Origin of the sequence: Caballeronia sp. INML2 (assembly GCF_023631365.1) — a bacterium.
In the GTDB taxonomy this organism is placed as follows: Bacteria; Pseudomonadota; Gammaproteobacteria; order Burkholderiales; family Burkholderiaceae; genus Caballeronia; species Caballeronia turbans.
The window spans coordinates 93,201-110,414 of record NZ_JALQDH010000010.1 but is presented as its reverse complement, the minus strand read 5'-3'; the positions used below and the strand labels follow the sequence as shown (position 1 = coordinate 110,414).

General features: G+C 65.8%; 14 protein-coding genes. 7 read left to right on the top strand and 7 right to left on the bottom strand.

What is annotated here, in order from left to right; genetic code table 11:
* Nucleotides 1-78: 78 nt before the first annotated feature.
* Nucleotides 79-1,407, top strand: a complete 1,329-nt coding sequence (cytX, locus tag NCT32_RS03335; protein WP_061118913.1) for a putative hydroxymethylpyrimidine transporter CytX — start codon at nt 79-81, stop codon at nt 1,405-1,407.
* Nucleotides 1,408-1,511: 104 nt separating this feature from the next.
* Here cytX and speB read toward each other — a convergent pair whose 3' ends face one another.
* A complete protein-coding gene (gene speB, locus NCT32_RS03330; protein ID WP_061118833.1) occupies nt 1,512-2,528 on the bottom strand; it encodes an agmatinase in 1,017 nt (338 codons plus the stop codon).
* A 115-nt stretch (nt 2,529-2,643) separates the two neighbouring features.
* Between speB and NCT32_RS03325 the strand changes: the two genes are divergently transcribed.
* On the top strand, nt 2,644-3,564 hold the full coding sequence (locus NCT32_RS03325; RefSeq protein WP_061118912.1) for a LysR family transcriptional regulator: 921 nt from the start codon (nt 2,644-2,646) through the stop codon (nt 3,562-3,564).
* A gap of 31 nt (nt 3,565-3,595) precedes the next feature.
* Here NCT32_RS03325 and lolA read toward each other — a convergent pair whose 3' ends face one another.
* Both lolA and NCT32_RS03315 read right to left on the bottom strand, forming a co-directional pair.
* Complete coding sequence (gene lolA / locus NCT32_RS03320) at nt 3,596-4,276, bottom strand: outer membrane lipoprotein chaperone LolA (RefSeq protein ID WP_061118832.1); 681 nt, start codon at nt 4,274-4,276, stop codon at nt 3,596-3,598.
* Nucleotides 4,277-4,304: 28 nt separating this feature from the next.
* Nucleotides 4,305-6,620 (bottom strand): DNA translocase FtsK, encoded by a 2,316-nt coding sequence (locus tag NCT32_RS03315; RefSeq protein WP_061118911.1) that lies wholly within the window; start codon nt 6,618-6,620, stop codon nt 4,305-4,307.
* 378 nt (nt 6,621-6,998) lie between these two features.
* Here NCT32_RS03315 and trxB point away from each other — a divergent pair, with 378 nt between their 5' ends.
* From trxB to NCT32_RS03290, 5 genes are all read left to right on the top strand, one after another.
* On the top strand, nt 6,999-7,994 hold the full coding sequence (gene trxB / locus NCT32_RS03310; RefSeq protein ID WP_284502126.1) for a thioredoxin-disulfide reductase: 996 nt from the start codon (nt 6,999-7,001) through the stop codon (nt 7,992-7,994).
* Between the two features lie 218 nt (nt 7,995-8,212).
* Complete coding sequence (locus tag NCT32_RS03305) at nt 8,213-9,040, top strand: Smr/MutS family protein (protein ID WP_061118830.1); 828 nt, start codon at nt 8,213-8,215, stop codon at nt 9,038-9,040.
* Nucleotides 9,041-9,062: 22 nt separating this feature from the next.
* A complete protein-coding gene (locus tag NCT32_RS03300; protein WP_250476448.1) occupies nt 9,063-9,650 on the top strand; it encodes a trimeric intracellular cation channel family protein in 588 nt (195 codons plus the stop codon).
* A 131-nt stretch (nt 9,651-9,781) separates the two neighbouring features.
* A complete protein-coding gene (locus NCT32_RS03295) occupies nt 9,782-10,435 on the top strand; it encodes a protein-L-isoaspartate O-methyltransferase (RefSeq protein ID WP_061118828.1) in 654 nt (217 codons plus the stop codon).
* Between the two features lie 54 nt (nt 10,436-10,489).
* A complete protein-coding gene (locus NCT32_RS03290; protein WP_061118910.1) occupies nt 10,490-10,813 on the top strand; it encodes a rhodanese-like domain-containing protein in 324 nt (107 codons plus the stop codon).
* Nucleotides 10,814-10,855: 42 nt separating this feature from the next.
* On the opposite strand, the gene NCT32_RS03285 is transcribed toward NCT32_RS03290, so the two are convergent.
* The 4 genes from NCT32_RS03285 to hemC all read right to left on the bottom strand — a co-directional run bounded on the left by NCT32_RS03285 (nt 10,856) and on the right by hemC (nt 16,981).
* On the bottom strand, nt 10,856-12,433 hold the full coding sequence (locus tag NCT32_RS03285) for a GDSL-type esterase/lipase family protein (RefSeq protein WP_250476419.1): 1,578 nt from the start codon (nt 12,431-12,433) through the stop codon (nt 10,856-10,858).
* 215 nt (nt 12,434-12,648) lie between these two features.
* Complete coding sequence (locus NCT32_RS03280; protein ID WP_250476447.1) at nt 12,649-13,842, bottom strand: heme biosynthesis protein HemY; 1,194 nt, start codon at nt 13,840-13,842, stop codon at nt 12,649-12,651.
* Nucleotides 13,842-15,974 carry a fused uroporphyrinogen-III synthase HemD/membrane protein HemX gene (gene hemDX / locus NCT32_RS03275; RefSeq protein ID WP_250489884.1) on the bottom strand — a complete coding sequence of 711 codons (2,133 nt, stop codon included), beginning with the start codon at nt 15,972-15,974 and terminating at the stop codon, nt 13,842-13,844. The genes NCT32_RS03280 and hemDX overlap by 1 nt, the downstream gene beginning before the upstream one ends.
* Entirely contained in the window at nt 15,974-16,981 is a 1,008-nt protein-coding gene (gene hemC / locus NCT32_RS03270) for a hydroxymethylbilane synthase (RefSeq protein WP_250489883.1), read from the bottom strand. The genes hemDX and hemC overlap by 1 nt, the downstream gene beginning before the upstream one ends.
* Nucleotides 16,982-17,214: the final 233 nt, after the last annotated feature.

Below are 17,214 nucleotides of genomic sequence, written 5' to 3'. Positions count from 1 at the left end.
AGCCTGACAGCGGCGGACTCGCACGAAGCGGGCCGCGCGCCCGGAAACCACGCTACGACACGACAAGGACGCAATCCGATGGGGCAAGAGCACACCACGAACGCCGCGGCGCACGGCGAAACCTCGACCTACGCGCCGCTCACGCCGGTTCCGCCGGAACGGCGCGCCTTCGGCACGGGCGATGCCTTCGCGCTGTGGTTCTCGCTCGGCATCGGGCTGCTGGTCGCGCAGGCGGGTGCGCTGCTCGTGCCGGGATTGTCGTTGCCGCACGCGCTGACGGCGATCGTCATCGGCACGGTGATCGGCGTCGTGCTGCTCGCGCTGGCGGGTGTCGTCGGCACGGATACGGGGCTCGCGGCGATGTCGTCGCTGCGCCCGACGCTCGGCGTGCGCGGCGCGTCGGTGCCGGCGGTGCTCAACGCGGTGCAGCTCGTCGGCTGGGGCTCGTTCGAGATCATCGTGATGCGCGATTCCGCCGATGCGCTCGCGAAGCAATCCTTCCACCTTTCGATGCCGCTCGTCTGGACGCTCATCTTCGGCGCACTCGCGACGCTGCTCGCGGTCAGCGGGCCGCTTTCGTTCGTGCGGCGTTTCCTGCGAACCTGGGGCATCTGGCTGCTGCTCGGCGGCGCGGGCTGGCTCACGTGGAATCTGCTCGCGCAGCACGATCTCGCCGCGCTGCTGTCGCGCCCCGGCACGGGCGAGCTGGCGTTCGGCGCGGGCATCGACCTCGTCGTCGCGATGCCGCTCTCGTGGTTGCCGCTCATCGCCGATTACACGCGCTTCGGCAAAAGCGCCGGCGGCGCGTTCCGCGGCACGCTGCTCGGCTACGGCATCGCGAATCTGTGGTTCTATGCGCTCGGCGCGATCTACGGACTCGCGGCGGGCGGCGGCGATGCGCTTCTCACGACCGCGTTCGCGCAGGCCGGCGGCGGCATCGCGCTCTTCCTCATTCTGATCGACGAAATCGACAACGCCTTCGCCGATATCCACTCCGCGGCCGTATCGACGGGCACGTTCTGGGCGCGCGCCAGCGTGCCGATGCTCTCATGCGCGTTCGGCGCGCTGTGCACGCTCGTCGCGCTCGTCGTCGCGATGGGCAAGTATCAGAACTTCCTGTTGCTGATCGGCTCGGTGTTCGCGCCGCTCTTCGGCGTCGTGCTGGCCGATCACTTCATCGTGCGCAAGCGCCGCATCGACGCCGCCGCGCTCGGGTCCGTCGAAGGACGCTACGGTTTTTCCGGCGGCTGGCATGTGAGCGCGTTCATCGCGTGGGGCATCGGGATCGCGGCGTATCACGCGATCAATCAATGGCTGCCGAATCTCGGCGCGACGCTGCCCGCGCTCGCGCTCGGCGCGGTGTGCTATCTGCTGCTCGTGTCGGGGCGACGCCGCGCTTACGCGTGACGCCATACGAAAAAGCCGCCTGTTTCTGGCGGCTTTTTCACATCGACTCGCGTACCTCGGCCGCTGCGGCACTGAAGCGCGCGTCTCGCCGCGCGATCCGCGTCTTATCTCGCCGCGCGATACTCGACGCCCGGCAGCACGCACAGCAACTCGAACGCGAGGTTCGCGCCCAGCAGCGCCGTCGTCCCGAACGGGTCATAGGGTGGCGCAACCTCCACCAGATCCGCGCCGACGATATTCAGCCCCCGCGCGCCGCGCACGATCTCGAGCGCCTGCGGCACCGTCAACCCTGCGATTTCCGGCGTGCCGGTGCCGGGCGCAAATGCGGGATCGATGCCGTCGATATCGAACGTGATGTAGACGGGGCCATCGCCCATTTGCGCGCGCACTTCGTCCATCAGCGGCGCGAGCGATTTGTTCCAGCACTCTTCCGTCTGCACGACGCGGAAACCCTGGTCGCGGCACCAGTCGAAATCGCCGGCTTCGTAACCGGTGCCGCGCAGGCCGATCTGCACGACGCGCGAGCAATCGAGCAAGCCCTCTTCCACCGCGCGCCTGAACGGCGTGCCGTGCGCGATCTTCTCGCCGAACATCGTGTCGTTGACGTCCGCGTGGGCGTCGATATGAATCAGCCCGACCTTGCCGTGCTTCGCATGGATCGCGCGCAGGATCGGCAGCGCGATGGTGTGATCGCCGCCCAGCGTGAGCGGCTTGCAGTCGTGTTTCAGGATCTCGCGGTAAGCGCGCTCGATGCGGCCGATCGAATCGAGCAGGTTGTACGGATTGATCGCGACATCGCCGATATCCGCGACGCGTAGCGAATCGAAAGGTGCTGCGCGCGTCGCCATGTTGTATGGGCGCAGCAGCACCGATTCGCTGCGCACCTGGCGTGGACCGAAGCGCGCGCCGGTGCGGTTCGACGTGCCGAGATCGAACGGCACGCCGACGAAACACGCATCCAGCCCTTCTGCCGACTGGACGTGCGGCAGGCGCATCATTGTCGTGATGCCGCCGCAGCGCGGCATCTGGTTGCCCGACAGCGGCTGCGGGCGCTCGGCGCGCTGTTCGATGAAGTGCGAATCGAAGTGTTCGGCGGGCGCGAAAAGCGATGATGTATTCATGGCGTGAGATGGGTTCCCGTTGTCTTACGACGATTAATAGCCGCTTTTCGGTGAAGATAAAATGGCGCCGAAATTAACTTAACATCGATAATTATCGATGTATCCGGCGGCGCCCATGTTCACTCACCTTTCCGATCTCGATCTGCGCCTCATCCGCGTGTTCCTCGCCATCGCCGATGCGGGCGGCGTCTCGTCGGCGCAGGCGACGCTCAACGTCGGGCAATCGACCATCAGCACGCAGCTCGCGACGCTCGAAACGCGGCTCGGCTACCGGCTCTGCGAGCGCGGGCGCGGCGGCTTCGCGCTGACCTCGCGCGGCGAACGGTTCGTCGAGGCGTGCCGGACGCTGCTCGCCGCCATCGACACGTTCGATTCGACCGCGCGCAACGTCGGCAAGAAGCTCGTCGGTACGCTCACGCTCGGCATGATCGGCAACACGCCCGTCAGCGCAAATGCGCGCGTCAGTCAGGCGATCGCGCGGTTCCGGCAGCGCGACGAATCCGTGCGCTTCGCGGTGCTGGTGCGCTCGCCGGGCGAGCTGGAGGAGATGCTGCTGGCCGAGCGTATCCAGGTGGCGATCGGCTACTTCTGGCATCGCGTGCCGTCGCTCGAGTACACCGAGATCTTCGCGGAGGATCAGCTTGCATACTGCGGACGCGGGCATCCGCTGTTCGCGCAGGCGGGCGGCGTCGGCCTTGCGCAGGCATTCGAGCACGACTGGGCATGGCGCAGCTATCCGCTGCCCGAAGCCGGCGAGCTCACGCCGCGCAATATCGGCGCGGTCGCGGACAACATGGAGGCCGTCGCGATGCTCGTGCTATCGGGCCGGCATCTCGGTTATCTGCCCGAGCATTTCGCCGCGCCGTATGTGAAAGACGGCGTCCTCGCGCCGCTGAATCCGCACGCGATGCGCTATCGCGTCGCGTTCCAGATGGTCACGCGCGCGGAACGCCTCAGCGGCGCGCGGGGCGCGAAGCGCGAGATCGTGGAAGCATTTCTCGAGGACATGGCCGCGGCGCACGCGGCCATCGAATGAAAAAGAGCGCGTTCGTCGCGCCCTTTCTGGATCAGCCGTTGATCACGTCCGCGCCCTTCGGCACGGTGAACTTGAAGGTATCGCTCTTGATCGGCGGATTCTTCTGGATGTTCGAGAACGTGAGCAGCGTGACGTTGCCGAACACGTCGTGCAGTTCCATCGCCTGCAGATTGCCGTCCTTGAAGCCGATGCCGACCGTCTCGAATTGCGTGTCCTTCGCCTTCGGCGTGAGCTCCAGCCAGTCGATGCCGCCCTTCTCTCCGGCATCGCGCAGGTTGAAGTTCTTTTCCAGATCGTTGCTGCCGAAGAGGATCGCCGCCGGACTCGCGCCGAGCGCGCCGCCGAGCGTGCGCACGGTGACCTGGTTCAGGTCCTTGTCGTAGACGTAGAGCTTGTCGCCGTCGGCCTGGAGGATCTGCGAGTACGGCTTCTGATACGACCAGATGAACTTGCCCGGCCGCGCGAACATGAAGGTTCCGCTGGAGGTCGCGCCCTTGGTCGGCATCGCGTTCGAGGTCGCGCCATTGTTGGTCTTGCCGGGCGCCTTGATTTCCTGCTGCGTGAAGTCGCCGCGCGCCGCGCGGACTTGCGACACGAATGCCTTCAGCTGCTCCGTGCCGCTCGCGAATGCGTGCGATGCGAAGAGCATCGACGCCGAAAACATCGCCGCACCGAACGCCCTGGCGAGCGAATTCCCCGTAAATTGTTTCATCGTTATGTTCTCCAATTGGACGCGCACGTCACTCCGCGTCGCGGGCCGGCGTCAGGATTTCGCGGTTGCCGTTCGACGACATCGCCGACACGAGTCCCGAGTTCTCCATCTGTTCGAGCAGACGCGCCGCGCGGTTGTAGCCGATGCGCAAATGCCGCTGCACGAGCGAGATCGACGCGCGCCGGTTCTTGATGACGACCTCGACCGCCTGATCGTACAAAGGGTCCGACTCGCCATCGGCACCGCCGGTTCCGCCCGCGCCCGCCGAGCCTTCGTCGCCATCGCCCGCGAGCCCGCCTTCGAGAATGCCCTCGATATAGTTCGGCTCGCCGTGCTCCTTCAACTTGTCGACCACGCGATGCACTTCCTCGTCCGACACGAATGCGCCATGCACGCGCACCGGCAAGCCCGAGCCCGGCGGCAGATAGAGCATGTCGCCCATGCCGAGCAGCGACTCGGCGCCTTGCTGATCGAGAATCGTGCGTGAATCGATTTTCGACGACACCTGGAACGCCATGCGCGTCGGCACGTTCGCCTTGATGAGGCCGGTGATCACGTCCACCGACGGACGCTGCGTCGCGAGGATCAGGTGGATGCCCGCCGCGCGCGCTTTCTGCGCGATGCGCGCGATCAGCTCTTCGACCTTCTTGCCGACGACCATCATCAGGTCGGCGAGTTCGTCGATCACGACGACGATGTTCGGCAGGCGCGTGAGCGGCTCGGGCTCGTCGGGTGTGAGGCTGAACGGATTCGGAATCTTTTCGTCGCGCTTCTTCGCTTCGTCGATCTTCGTGTTGAAGCTCGCGAGATTGCGCACGCCCATCTTGCTCATCAGCTTGTAGCGGCGCTCCATCTCCGCGACCGCCCAGTTGAGCGCGTGGCCCGCCTGCCGCATGTCGGTTACGACCGGACACAGCAAATGAGGAATGCCTTCGTAGACGCTCATCTCGAGCATCTTCGGATCGATGAGAATCAGGCGCACCTGATCCGCGCTCGCCTTGTAGAGCAGCGAGAGGATCATCGCGTTGATGCCGACCGACTTGCCCGAGCCCGTCGTGCCGGCGACGAGCAAGTGCGGCATCTTCGCGAGATCGGCGCAGACCGGATTGCCGCCGATGTCCTTGCCGAGACCCATCGTCAGCGGCGACGCGCCGTTCGCATAGACCTCGGAGCCGAGAATCTCGGAGAGCTTGACCGTCTGACGGCGCTGGTTCGGCAGTTCGAGGGCCATGTAGTTCTTGCCCGGGATCGTCTCGACGACGCGAATCGACACGAGCGACAGCGAGCGCGCCAGATCCTTCGCGAGACCGACGATCTGGCTGCCCTTCACGCCCGTCGCCGGCTCGATTTCATAGCGCGTGACGACCGGCCCCGGATACGCGGCAATCACACTCACCTCGACGCCGAAGTCCTTCAGCTTCTTTTCGATGAGCCGCGACGTGTATTCGAGCGTATCGGCGGCGATGGTTTCCTGCGTCTTGGGCGGCGGATCGAGCAAGGCGAGCGGCGGCAATGTGGAATCGCCCGGCAGGTCCTTGAAGAGCGGCACCTGCTTTTCCTTCTCGGCGCGTTCGGAGCGCGCGGGCGTGGGCGCGGCGGGCACGATCACCACGGGTTCGTGATCCTCGCTCTTCTCTCGCGAGCGCACGACCTTGCCTTCGCGCTTCGACGCGGCCGCTTCGCCGAGCTTGCGGTCGCGTCCAGCCTCGCGGCGCAGTTGCGCGCCGGTGATCGCGTTGAGAATGCCGTCGCCGAGCTTCTCGCATACGGACAGCCACGAGAAACGGAAATAGAGCGACAAGCCGATCGCGAGCGCGATCAGAAGGAACAGTGTCGCGCCCGTGAAGCCGAGCGCATGCGAAACATGCCGCGCGACGAGATCGCCGACCACGCCGCCCGGTGCGCGCGGCAACTGCACCTTGAGCGACCACATACGCAGGGCCTCGATGCCGTCGCTCGCGATGAGCACGAGCACGAATGCGAACGCTTCCGCAAGCCAGGTGCGGTCGCGCGGCGCGTCTTCATCGACAACGGGCGGCTGCGTGATGCGCCTGTAATTCGCGACGATGCGCCGCGCGAGCAGCACGACCAGCCAGTAGGAAGACAGCCCGAAGACGAGCAGCAGGATATCGGACGTGTAGGCGCCGACGCGCCCCGCCCAGTTCCCGATGTGATCGACGCTCACCGCGTGAGTCCAGCTCGGATCCTTGCGGCTGTACGAAAGGAGCGCCATCACGAGGAACAGTCCGAGCGCGACCTGGAGGATCCAGCGAATTTCGGTGAAGAGCCGTGACATGCGGTGCGGCAACGCCTGCGGGCTCGCGGAATAGGTAGCTTTGGCCATTGATTCGGTGTCGCTGTGTGTCGCTTGCTTGCGGCTCGCGCCTTGGCGCAAGGGCCGCCTGGAACGGTGGCCTATTGTAAACGCTGCATTGCGGTGAAAGGCGCAAAACGGGCGCCTTCTTGCAACCTGTAACACTCGTCACGCGCACGTCATGCGGCCGTTTCTGCCCGCCGCGCCTATCAAACCGATTGAAAGGTTCACTCGGAAGGCTTTTCCAGCGGCCTTTATAATCCCCTTTTTGCACCTAAATTCGGTACATCGGGTGCGTCGCGGCGCGTTCTGCGGCCACGAGCCGCGTCGATATTGCTGCATTGCAGGCGATCGGCGTGACATGCCCGCGCGCACCTCCGAGCTGACCATCAAAAACGGACCATCATCATGTCTTCGCCCAAACACGCCAAAGTGCTGATTCTCGGTTCCGGCCCCGCCGGCTACTCCGCCGCCGTGTACGCCGCGCGCGCGAACCTGTCGCCGCTGCTCGTCACAGGCCTTGCGCAAGGCGGCCAGCTGATGACCACCACGGATGTCGAGAACTGGCCGGCGGACCCGTCGGGTGTGCAGGGCCCGGAGTTGATGCAGCGTTTCGAAGAGCATGCGCGCCGCTTCAACACCGAGATCGTGTTCGATCACATCCACACCGCGAAGCTCAACGAGCGCCCCTTCCGTCTGATCGGCGATTCCGGCGAGTACACCTGCGATTCGCTCATCATCGCGACGGGCGCGTCGGCGCAATATCTCGGCGTGCCGTCGGAAGAAGCGTTCATGGGCAAGGGCGTGTCGGCTTGCGCGACCTGCGACGGCTTCTTCTATCGCAACGGCGAAGTCGCAGTGATCGGCGGCGGCAATACGGCCGTCGAGGAAGCGATCTATCTCGCGGGCATTGCGAAGAAGGTGACGGTCGTGCATCGCCGCGACAAGTTCCGCGCCGAGCCTATCCTCATCGACCGGCTGCTCGCGAAGGAAAAGGAAGGCATCGTCGATATCAAGTGGAACCACGTGCTCGACGAAGTCACCGGCGATGCTTCCGGCGTCACGGGCCTGCGCGTCAAGGATACGCAGAGCGGCAAGACCACGGACATCGCGCTGCAAGGCGTGTTCGTCGCGATCGGCCACAAGCCGAATACCGATCTCTTCGTCAACCAGCTCGAGATGAAGAACGGCTACATCATCACGAAGGGCGGCACCACCGGCGACGCCACCGCGACGAGCATCCCCGGCGTGTTCGCGGCGGGCGACGTGCAGGATCACGTCTATCGCCAGGCGATCACGAGCGCGGGCACGGGCTGCATGGCCGCCCTCGATGCGCAGCGTTACCTCGAGACCATCGACGAAACGCCGACGCCGCATTCGATGAGCCACGAAGCGGATCGCTGATCGGACGCCGATCAGGCGCGGCAAGGCGCGGCGAGCCGTTAGAATGGAATTCGCCCGCTTCCGGCGCGCCCCATGATGCCGAGTCGCGCCGGCATGCAACGACAACGGGCCACGGTTCAAGCCGCCGGCCCGTTTTCGATTCGACGCGCGGCATGCGGTGATTCACGCGGCGCGCATCGCGTCGAGCCTGATTCCTGTCGATTTCCGCTGGCTGAACGATGCCGAAGAATCTCCCTCACCCGAACGAACCGAAAGTCCGGCGCAAGGAAGCGCCGCGCCCCGCCACGTCCGCTGAAACCAGGCCGGTCGATGCGCGCGACGTCGCCGCCGCCGTGAAACGCGACGGACTATCGGGTCTGTCGACGCTCAAGCGCGCGCTGAAAGCCGATGCCGAGAAGCGCGAAGTCCAGCGCGTCGCGGCGGCGCGCGCCGAACGCGAAGCCGTCGCCGATGCGGACGAATTTCGCCGCGCGATCGGCGAAGTCGAACCGCTCAGGACGCCGCCGCGCACGACCGTCACGCGACTGCCGCCTCCGCCCGTCGCGCTGCAAAGCCGCCGCGACGAAGAAGCCGTGCTGCAGGAAGCACTCTCCGACGAATACGATCCCGAAAGCCTGCTCGACATCGACGAAACGCTGTCCTTCCTGCGGCCCGGCATCAGCCAGGAAGTCGTGAGGAAGCTCAGGCGCGGCGCATGGATCGTGCAGGCGCAGCTCGATCTGCATGGCATGCGCCGAGAAGAAGCGCGCGAGGCGCTCGCGGAGTTCATCCGCGAATCGGTCAAGCGCGGGCTGCGGTGTCTGCGGGTGATTCACGGCAAGGGACTCGGCTCCATCGGCAAGGAGCCGGTGCTGAAGGGCAAGGTGCGCGCGTGGCTCGTGCAGAAGTCGGAAGTGATCGCCTTCTGTCAGGCGCGGCCGCACGACGGCGGCGCGGGCGCGGTGCTCGTGCTTCTGCAGCCGGGCCGCGCGCCGCGTCATCACGATCATCCGCAGGACAAGAGCCTCGGCAAGAACCGCGATCCGGGGCCGGACAGTGCATCCTAGACTCACCCTCGCCATCACCGTCATGGAGGCGCTCGCGATTTTCGCGTACGCGTTCTCCGGGCTCATCGAAGCGCGCAAGCGCCGGCTCGACGCAGTCGGCGCGTTTCTCGTCGCGCTCGTCACCGCGTTCGGCGGCGGCACGGTGCGCGACGTGCTGCTTTCGCGTCGACCGTTCTACTGGGTGGAGCATCAGGACTACGTGCTCCTCATCTTCGCGATGGCGATTTTCGCGCCCATCTTCCTGCGCGTCACATCGCGGCTCTTCGACCAGCGTGCGCTGCTCATCACCGATGCGATCGGGCTCGGGCTTTTCAGCGTGTCCGGCACCTCGATCGCGCTCGATGCGCAGATGCCCGCCTTCACCGCCACGATGATGGGCGTCGTCACCGGCGTGTTCGGCGGCGTCCTTCGCGACGTGCTCTGCAACGAGATTCCGCTGATCCTGCGCGACTCGCGCCCCTACGCGGTGTGCGCCTTCGCCGGCTGCTGGATCTATCTCGGGCTCGAGCGGCTCGATGTCGACACGATCTACAACGTGCTGATTTCGACGGCGTTCATCCTGATCGCGCGGCTCATCACCTTCAAGTTCGATATCCGCCTGCCGCACTAGCCGCAAGCGCGCGGCGCCGCCGCGCGCGAAACAGGCGGGAAAAACCGTCCATTTGCTACAATCGCGTAGTTTTCTAGCCCCGCATCCGGCCGCGATGCAGCCCGCTCCGGTCGCCATCACGCACACAGAACATGAACATCGAGCAAGCGCGTTTCAACATGATCGAGCAACAGATTCGTCCGTGGGAAGTGCTGGACCAGGACGTGCTGAACCTGCTCGCGATCGTCAAGCGCGAGAACTTCGTTCCCGCCGCGTACCGCAACATCGCTTTCGCGGACCTCGAAATTCCGCTGCCGGGCGGCGAGCGCATGCTCTCGCCGAAGGTCGAAGCGCGCGTCCTGCAGGAACTGGCAGTCCACAAGGGCGAAACCGTGCTGGAAATCGGCGCCGGCTCGGGCTACATGGCGGCGCTGCTCGCGCATCGCGGCCGCAACGTGACGACAGTCGAGATCTCGCCCGAACTCGCCGATTTCGCGAAGCAGAACCTCGCTGCGAACGGCGTGACGAACGTGGAAGTGATCACCGGCGACGGCGCACTCGGCTGGGATCGGGGCGCGCCTTACGACGTGATCTGCGTGTCGGGCGGGCTGCCCGTCATGCCGCAGGAATTCCTCGAGCAACTGAAGATCGGCGGGCGCATCGCGGCGTTCGTCGGCGCGGCGCCGGTCATGAAGGCGCAGATCATCACGCGCGTGGATGAAAAGCAGTTCCGCGTGTCGGACGTGTTCGAAACGCTTGTCGCGCCGCTGAAGAACGCGGTGCATCCGTCGCACTTCAAGTTCTAAGCCGAAAGCGCGGTGCCGGTTGTGGCCGGCGTCGCGCGTCTTGCCAGGATCTCAATGCAAAACCTCACCGCACCCGAACTCGCCGCGTGGCTCGCGGATGCCTCACGCCCCGCCCCCGTTCTGCTCGACGTGCGCGAGCCGTGGGAAATCCAGACGGCGAAGATGGACAACATCGTGGCGATTCCGATGCGCGACATCCCTGCGCGCAGCGAAGAGCTCGATGACGAAGCGCAGATCGTCTGCATCTGCCATCACGGCGCGCGCAGCGCGCAGGTCGCGATGTTCCTGGAATCGCGCGGCTTCACGCAGACTTTCAACCTGTACGGCGGCATCGACGCATGGTCGCGTCAGGTCGATCCGTCGGTTCCCACGTACTGACCGCGCTTCGGGCCGCACATTGCGCGCGGCCCGCGCCCTTTCTCATCCCTCGCTCGACCACAGCGCCGTGCCGCGCGCCGAAAAGATCACGAGATATCCGTTCGGCAGGATAGTCGCATAGGCGCCCGGATTGCCCGAGGTGTGCGTCTGCCAGACCATCGCGCCATTGCTGTCGTACATCGCCAGATTGCCGTCCGGCTGCATGCGCACCTCGACACCCGGCGTGCCGCTCACGCGCGATGACCAGATCGTCGCGCCATTCCTGACGGCGACGAGGTAACCGTCGCTCTGCAAGTTCAGTTGCACGCTGCCGCTGCACGCTGTAAGCGATCCGCCCGCGCCGAGACCTTCGCCCGACGCAAGAACGCCGCACGCGGTGGGCGCGTTGATCGGCGGCAGCGCGGCGAACCAGGCCAGATCGACGGCATTGGCGATCGCCTGCATCCCGGCATCGTTCGGATGCAGGTCGTCACCGCTGTTGTAGGTGCGCGTGAACGCGGAAGAGGTGTCCGCGCCCGCCGGGCGGCCCAGCGCTGCGGCCTGATCGAGCACGGCGTCGCAGCCGCTCTTTTTGTCGCGCAGATACGCATTCACCGTCTGGCGCGTGTTCTCGATCTCCGGCGTCCATGCGTCCAGGCCTTCAAAGGGCGTGAGCGTCGAGCAGATCAGTCCCACTCTCGCAGCACTCGTCTGCTGCACGAGCTGCTGATAGGCGCCGATGATCTGCTGCGCGCTCGGCGGATTGCCGCTGATGAGATTGTTCACCGCGTCGTCGGAAACGATCACCCACTTCACGTTGGGTTGCCCGAGCACGTCGCGGCTGAAGCGCTTGAGTCCGGACTGGCCTGAGCCGTCCGTGAAAAAGTCGTTTCCGCTGATGCCCTGATTCAGCACGCCGACCGTCATGCCCGCGCGACTCAGCCGCTCGGCGAGCCGGTTCGGCCAGCGCCGGTTCGTGTTGGGCGTCGATGACAAGCCGTCCGTGATCGAGGCACCGAACGTGACCACCGCGCCCGTCGCCGCGGCGTTCATTACATCGACATTGGTGAGGAAGTAATACGACTGCTCGCCCGCCGCGTTCACGACGCCGCCCGCGAACGCCGGGTCCGCGCTGACGTCGCCCGGCGCGATGTAGTTGTCCTGCAAGCCCTCGATGTGGCCGGTCGATCCCGGCGGCGTTTGCGACGGAATGTGAAAGCTCACGGCGATATCGGCGAGTGCGGGCACCTGAAATGGGATGGCGTCGGTCTGAACCGTGCCGCCCGCGGGAATCGTGACGTAGGGCTGGCCGTTGAAAGTCGCGGCGCGATCCGTGCCGGCGATCGTCCGGGCTCCGCTCTCACGGCGCGCGATATGCACGTCGCCGAGCGTGACCGGCTTCGCGCCGAAGACATTGGAGAAGGTCAGGCGCGCCGCCGTGCCGCCGATACTCGTGTGCACGATCTGGCGAATCGTCTGATTGTTGAAGCCGGGATCGCCCGTGACGTCAGGCGAGGCCGACCAGGTCCCGGTCCACGGTGCTGTCGTGATGACCCCCTGCGCAAAATAATGCGAGGTATCGGGCCAGGACAGAAAAACGGCGAGCGTAAGCCCGATAAACGTACGAAGCCCTCGTTTCACGCCGCCTCCCATGTGTCGACGGGCAGCAGCGTCTGAAACGCGCGGCGCCATCTTTCATTTTCGTAAAACGAAACTACAGCAGCTTGTCCGCGTGGCGCCCGTGCGCTGGCGTACAGACAACGCAAAAACCGTGGAAATAGCGGCGTTAAAAAAATAGCCGCATGGGCGCCTCGCTCATGCGGCTTCTTCCTTAAATACCTGCAGACAGCGCGATATCAGACGACGTTCATCGCCAGCGCGCTCGCGCGGTAATGCTCCGCCGCCTTTTCGGTGTCGCCGAGCTGCTCATGCAAGCGGGCGAGCGCGCGATGCGTGCGGATCTTGAGCGGTTCGTTGTCGGCGAGTTTCAGTGCCGATTCGAGGAACGCCTGCGCCTTGCCCCACAACTGCTGATGCAGGCACAGCCGTCCGAGCGTGAAGAGCAGGTCGGCGTCTTCGGTGCGCTCCTTCTGCCACGCTTCGGCGCGCTGGATCAAAGGGAACGCGTCGCCGCCAACGATGCAATCCGGATAACGCCGCAAGAGCCGCGCGTCCCAGTTGTGCGCGAGCGCATCCTCGACGATCTTCTTCGCCTCCGCGCGACGATCCAGCGCGATCAGCAGCTCCGCGGCGAGATCGGCGAGACGCGGCGACTGGCGCTCGGTCACCGAAAGCGATTGCCACAGTTCGAGCAGCGCGTCGGGATTGTGCCGCCGGTCGCGCAGCAGGTTTTCCGCCGCCACCTGACGCAGCCGCACCGCGACCGCCGGATGCAGCGCCTCGCGTTTTTCCAGCGTACGCACGAGCTTCAGCACTTCGCCCCAGTTCTTCAACTGCTGCTGCGCGCGCAGCGCAATCTGCTGCGCGTGAATACGCCGTCCGCCCTGCGCCTGCATTTCGGTGAGCGCGACGAGCGCGCCGTCGGCGTCGCGGCCATCGGCGCGCATGTCGGCGGTCGCCATGAGGCGCGCGTCCTGCCAATCCGTGCCGGAGACCTGCGCGAGCCATTCGTCGCGGCGCGCGTATTCGTGCAGGCGGTGCGCCGCGTTTGCACCGATGAGCCCGGCCGCGCCCTTGTTTTCATCGACGGAAAGCGCATCGCGCGCGGCCTTCTCGGCCTTCGAAAAGCGCCCGGCGTACAAGTGCCCGATCGCATCGCGCAGCGACGCATTCGCCTTCGCGAGCTTGCTGCGCGCGCGATACGCGGCGACGCGCGACGGCATCTTCCACACGCCGCGCACCGCACGGATGATCGCGTAGAGCACGATGAACAGCACGACGAGCGCCACCGCGAACAGGTTGAGCGACATGTCGATCCGATACGGCGGCATCACGAGCAGGATCTGCCCGCCGTTGAAGCCGCCAACCGTCGCGACGATCACCGCGACGGCGAACAGCAGGGCGAGCCAGATGAGTCCACGAATCGTCATCATCCGCCTCGCTTGAACTGATGGACGGCGGCGAGGCTGGCGTTCAGGTTCGGCACGGCGACGGCGAGCGACGCCTGATCGACCTGCTTCACGAGATCGCGCACGGCCTGCACTTTCTTCGACGATGCATCGAAGTAGCGCGCGAGCGCAGCATCGGCGGCATGCAGATCCGACTTGAGCGTCGGCTCGCTGCGCGACAGGAGCGACAGACGCGCGGACAAGAGACGCAGCTTCACGTTCTCGCGCACGAAGTAGCCCTGATCGGGCGACGTGAGCATCGCGTCGGCATTGTCGATGCGGCGCACCGACACGAGGCTCGACAACTGCTGGCCGATGCCGTTCGTGATCTGATGCCACAGCACCTTCCAGCGCGGCTCGCCGGTCGCCGCGGCGATCGACGCGCTGTTGGCCGGTTCGGCCGTCTGCGCGCGGGCGCGGGCGATCGGCGCTTCGCCCGACAGCGGCAACTGGTCGATCTGGTCGATCGCCGTGTCGAGCTTGATCGCGAGGCCGGTGAGGTCGGTGGTGGGCGTGGCCTTCAGCTTGTCGATGTCCTGCGCGATCGCTTTACGGATCGCGACGACCTGCGGGCCGGTGGTCGCGGCAAGGCGCGTGTCGGCGCTTTGCAGCGCGAAGAGCGCGAGTTGCACGTTGCCGGTCAATTGCAGTTGCTGGCTCGCGCTCGACAGGATCTGCTCGACTTCGGCGACGGTCCAGTCGTCGCGGTTGCTGGCGAGATCCTGATACTGCTGCTGCAGCGCCTGGCTATGCGCTTCCGCATCGTTGAGCTTGCCTTGCAACTGGATGATCTGCGTATAGAGCGCGGTGGTCGCGCTCGTGGCCTGATCGGCTTTCGCGCGCAGATCGGCGTTCTGGTCGTCGGACTGGGCGAGGCGCTGCGACAGTTGCGCGTCGGCGCGGTCGAACTTGCGGTTCAGGACGAACGCGCCCGCGCCCGCCGCCACCGCCAGAATGACGACGACGAACCACAACAACACGATGCCCGCGCCGCCGCGACGCTTCTGCTGCTCGAAAGGCGTGAAAGGCGTGTTCGGCGGCAAGGGCGGTGTCACGTTCGGCTGAGGTGAGGCTTTCTTGGAATCGTTCGAATCAGTCATGCGTGATTGAGCCGTTTGGTGGGCCGGCGCGTTGGCCGGATGGGCGTCCGTCGGCGCGGATGAGGAATGCTTCGAGCTCGATGCGCTCGCTGCAGCGCTCGCGTATGCGTGGGCCTCCGGATCGCGTGAGTTGCGTTGTGGCGCCGCCTGCGCGGCTCTTTCGGCGGTGTCGAGCGGGAACAGCGCTTCCAGCGAATGTGCGATGCGTTCGTCGCCCGCGCCGGACACCGTAATCCTATCAAAACCCGCTCCCCGCGCAGCTTCGGCGATACGCGGATGAGGGCAGACGACCGGCGTGCGTTTGAGCAGCACGATTTCGTCGGCGGTGAGATGTTCGTGCGCGAGTTCGTTGAGATTGCGCACGCCTTCGGAACTCGTCAGCAGCCATGCGTGCGGTTTTCCCGCGAGCAGTTCGTGGATGCGCTCCCACTTCTGCATCGACGGCTCGGGCAGCACGCGGCGATACGCTGCGGCTTTCTCGACCCGCGCGCCCGCCTCGGTCAGCCGCTCGGCGAGCCATTCGCGGCCGCCGTCGCCGCGCACGATCAGCACGCGCCTGCCTTCGAGACCGTTCGTGCCGAAATGCGCTTCGATCGCGGTGTAGAGCGCTTCCGAGTCGAAACGCGGATCCGCTTCTTCCGTCGACGGACTGATCACGCGATGCGCGGGCGCATGCACGCCCTGCCGCGCGAGCGCCGCGACCGATCCCGGACCCACCACCGCGACCGGCAGATCCGCGGGCCACGGCGCGCCGAGCCGGGTGAACGCATGATCGATCGCATTGGGCGACACGAACACCACGAGCGCGTAACGCGCGGGCATATCCGCCAGACCCGGCGGCAGAAAGAGCTCGTCGAGCGCGGCGCGCAGCGGCGCATCGTCAGCGACGGGCGCGATATCGATGAGCGGAAATTCCAGCGTCTCGAAGCCGGCGCTCGCGAGCAGCGCGAGCAACGCGGACGACTGTCCGCCCGGACGCGTAACAATGACGGTGGCGCGGCGCTCGCTCGCCATCAGGACTTGGGCCCCGAAGGCGCGGTGTTGGGGGCATCGGCACGGCTCATCGTCGTGAGCGCGTTGACGATGTCCATCGCGCCTTGCGCTTCGAGATCCGACGACACGCGCTTGCCGAGCGCGAGCGCGCCCGCGAGATCGGGCGAACGCACGGTTTCTTCCGCGCGCAACACGCGCTTGCCATCGGTCGTCGACACGGCGCCGCACAGATGCAGCGAGCCTTCGCGCCACACGGCATGCGCCGCGAGCGGCACTTCGCAACTGCCGCCGAGCGCACGCGACACCGCGCGTTCCGCCTCGACCGCGAGGGCGGTATGTTCGTCGTGCAAAGGCGCGAGCCACGCGGCGAGATCGGCGCGATCCGTGCGAATCTCGATGCCGAGCGCGCCCTGCCCCGCCGCAGGCAAGCTCTCCGACGGATCGAGCAGCGCGCGGATGCGCGCTTCGAGCGCGAGCCGCTTCAGCCCCGCGGCCGCGAGAATGATCGCCGCATATTCGCCGCGATCGAGCTTGGAAAGACGCGTGTCGAGATTGCCGCGCAGCGGACGGACTTCGAGTTCGGGAAAGCGCGCGCGGATCATCGCTTCGCGGCGCAGGCTCGACGTGCCGACGATGCTTCCAGCAGGCAACGCTTCCAGCGATTCATAGTGCGGCGACACGAACGCATCGCGCGGATCTTCACGCTCCAGAATGGCGCCGAGCACGAAGCCTTCGGGCAATGCCATCGGCACGTCTTTCAGCGAATGCACGGCGAGATCGGCGCGGCCATCGGCGAGCGCGGCTTCGAGCTCTTTCACGAAGAGACCTTTGCCGCCGACCTTCGACAACGTGCGATCCAGAATCTGATCGCCGCGCGTCGTCATTCCGAGGATTTTTATGTCACAAGATGGATATAATTTGTGCAGCGCACACCGCACATGCTCGGCCTGCCACATCGCAAGCCGGCTTTCCCGCGAAGCGATGGTGATGCTCGCGGGCGGTGTCGTTGAATGCGTCTCGGAATTCATTGATGCTCGATCGAATGACGGGATGGATGAATACACATTAGCGAACAATGGTAGCACGCACGCCAAGGTCCACTGACACACGGGCAGCGCGCGAGAGCCTTGTCCGATGCGCCTTTCGGGGCGCCCGTGGCGCGTTTGCATCCGGGTGAACGACGGCGCAGGCCGCTTCGCGCGATGAACGCCCGGGCGCCCGCAGAACGCCGCGGCATGCTGTCGCCGGTTTGACGCACGGC

What these genes read in the sequence shown, in the direction of transcription:
- cytX (WP_061118913.1), top strand. Translation starts at nt 79, where the DNA reads ATGGGGCAAGAGCACACCACGAACGCCGCGGCGCACGGCGAAACCTCG.
- speB (WP_061118833.1), bottom strand. Translation starts at nt 2,528, where the DNA reads ATGAATACATCATCGCTTTTCGCGCCCGCCGAACACTTCGATTCGCAC.
- NCT32_RS03325 (WP_061118912.1), top strand. Translation starts at nt 2,644, where the DNA reads ATGTTCACTCACCTTTCCGATCTCGATCTGCGCCTCATCCGCGTGTTC.
- lolA (WP_061118832.1), bottom strand. Translation starts at nt 4,276, where the DNA reads ATGAAACAATTTACGGGGAATTCGCTCGCCAGGGCGTTCGGTGCGGCG.
- NCT32_RS03315 (WP_061118911.1), bottom strand. Translation starts at nt 6,620, where the DNA reads ATGGCCAAAGCTACCTATTCCGCGAGCCCGCAGGCGTTGCCGCACCGC.
- trxB (WP_284502126.1), top strand. Translation starts at nt 6,999, where the DNA reads ATGTCTTCGCCCAAACACGCCAAAGTGCTGATTCTCGGTTCCGGCCCC.
- NCT32_RS03305 (WP_061118830.1), top strand. Translation starts at nt 8,213, where the DNA reads ATGCCGAAGAATCTCCCTCACCCGAACGAACCGAAAGTCCGGCGCAAG.
- NCT32_RS03300 (WP_250476448.1), top strand. Translation starts at nt 9,063, where the DNA reads ATGGAGGCGCTCGCGATTTTCGCGTACGCGTTCTCCGGGCTCATCGAA.
- NCT32_RS03295 (WP_061118828.1), top strand. Translation starts at nt 9,782, where the DNA reads ATGAACATCGAGCAAGCGCGTTTCAACATGATCGAGCAACAGATTCGT.
- NCT32_RS03290 (WP_061118910.1), top strand. Translation starts at nt 10,490, where the DNA reads ATGCAAAACCTCACCGCACCCGAACTCGCCGCGTGGCTCGCGGATGCC.
- NCT32_RS03280 (WP_250476447.1), bottom strand. Translation starts at nt 13,842, where the DNA reads ATGACGATTCGTGGACTCATCTGGCTCGCCCTGCTGTTCGCCGTCGCG.
- hemDX (WP_250489884.1), bottom strand. Translation starts at nt 15,974, where the DNA reads ATGGCGAGCGAGCGCCGCGCCACCGTCATTGTTACGCGTCCGGGCGGA.
- hemC (WP_250489883.1), bottom strand. Translation starts at nt 16,981, where the DNA reads ATGAATTCCGAGACGCATTCAACGACACCGCCCGCGAGCATCACCATC.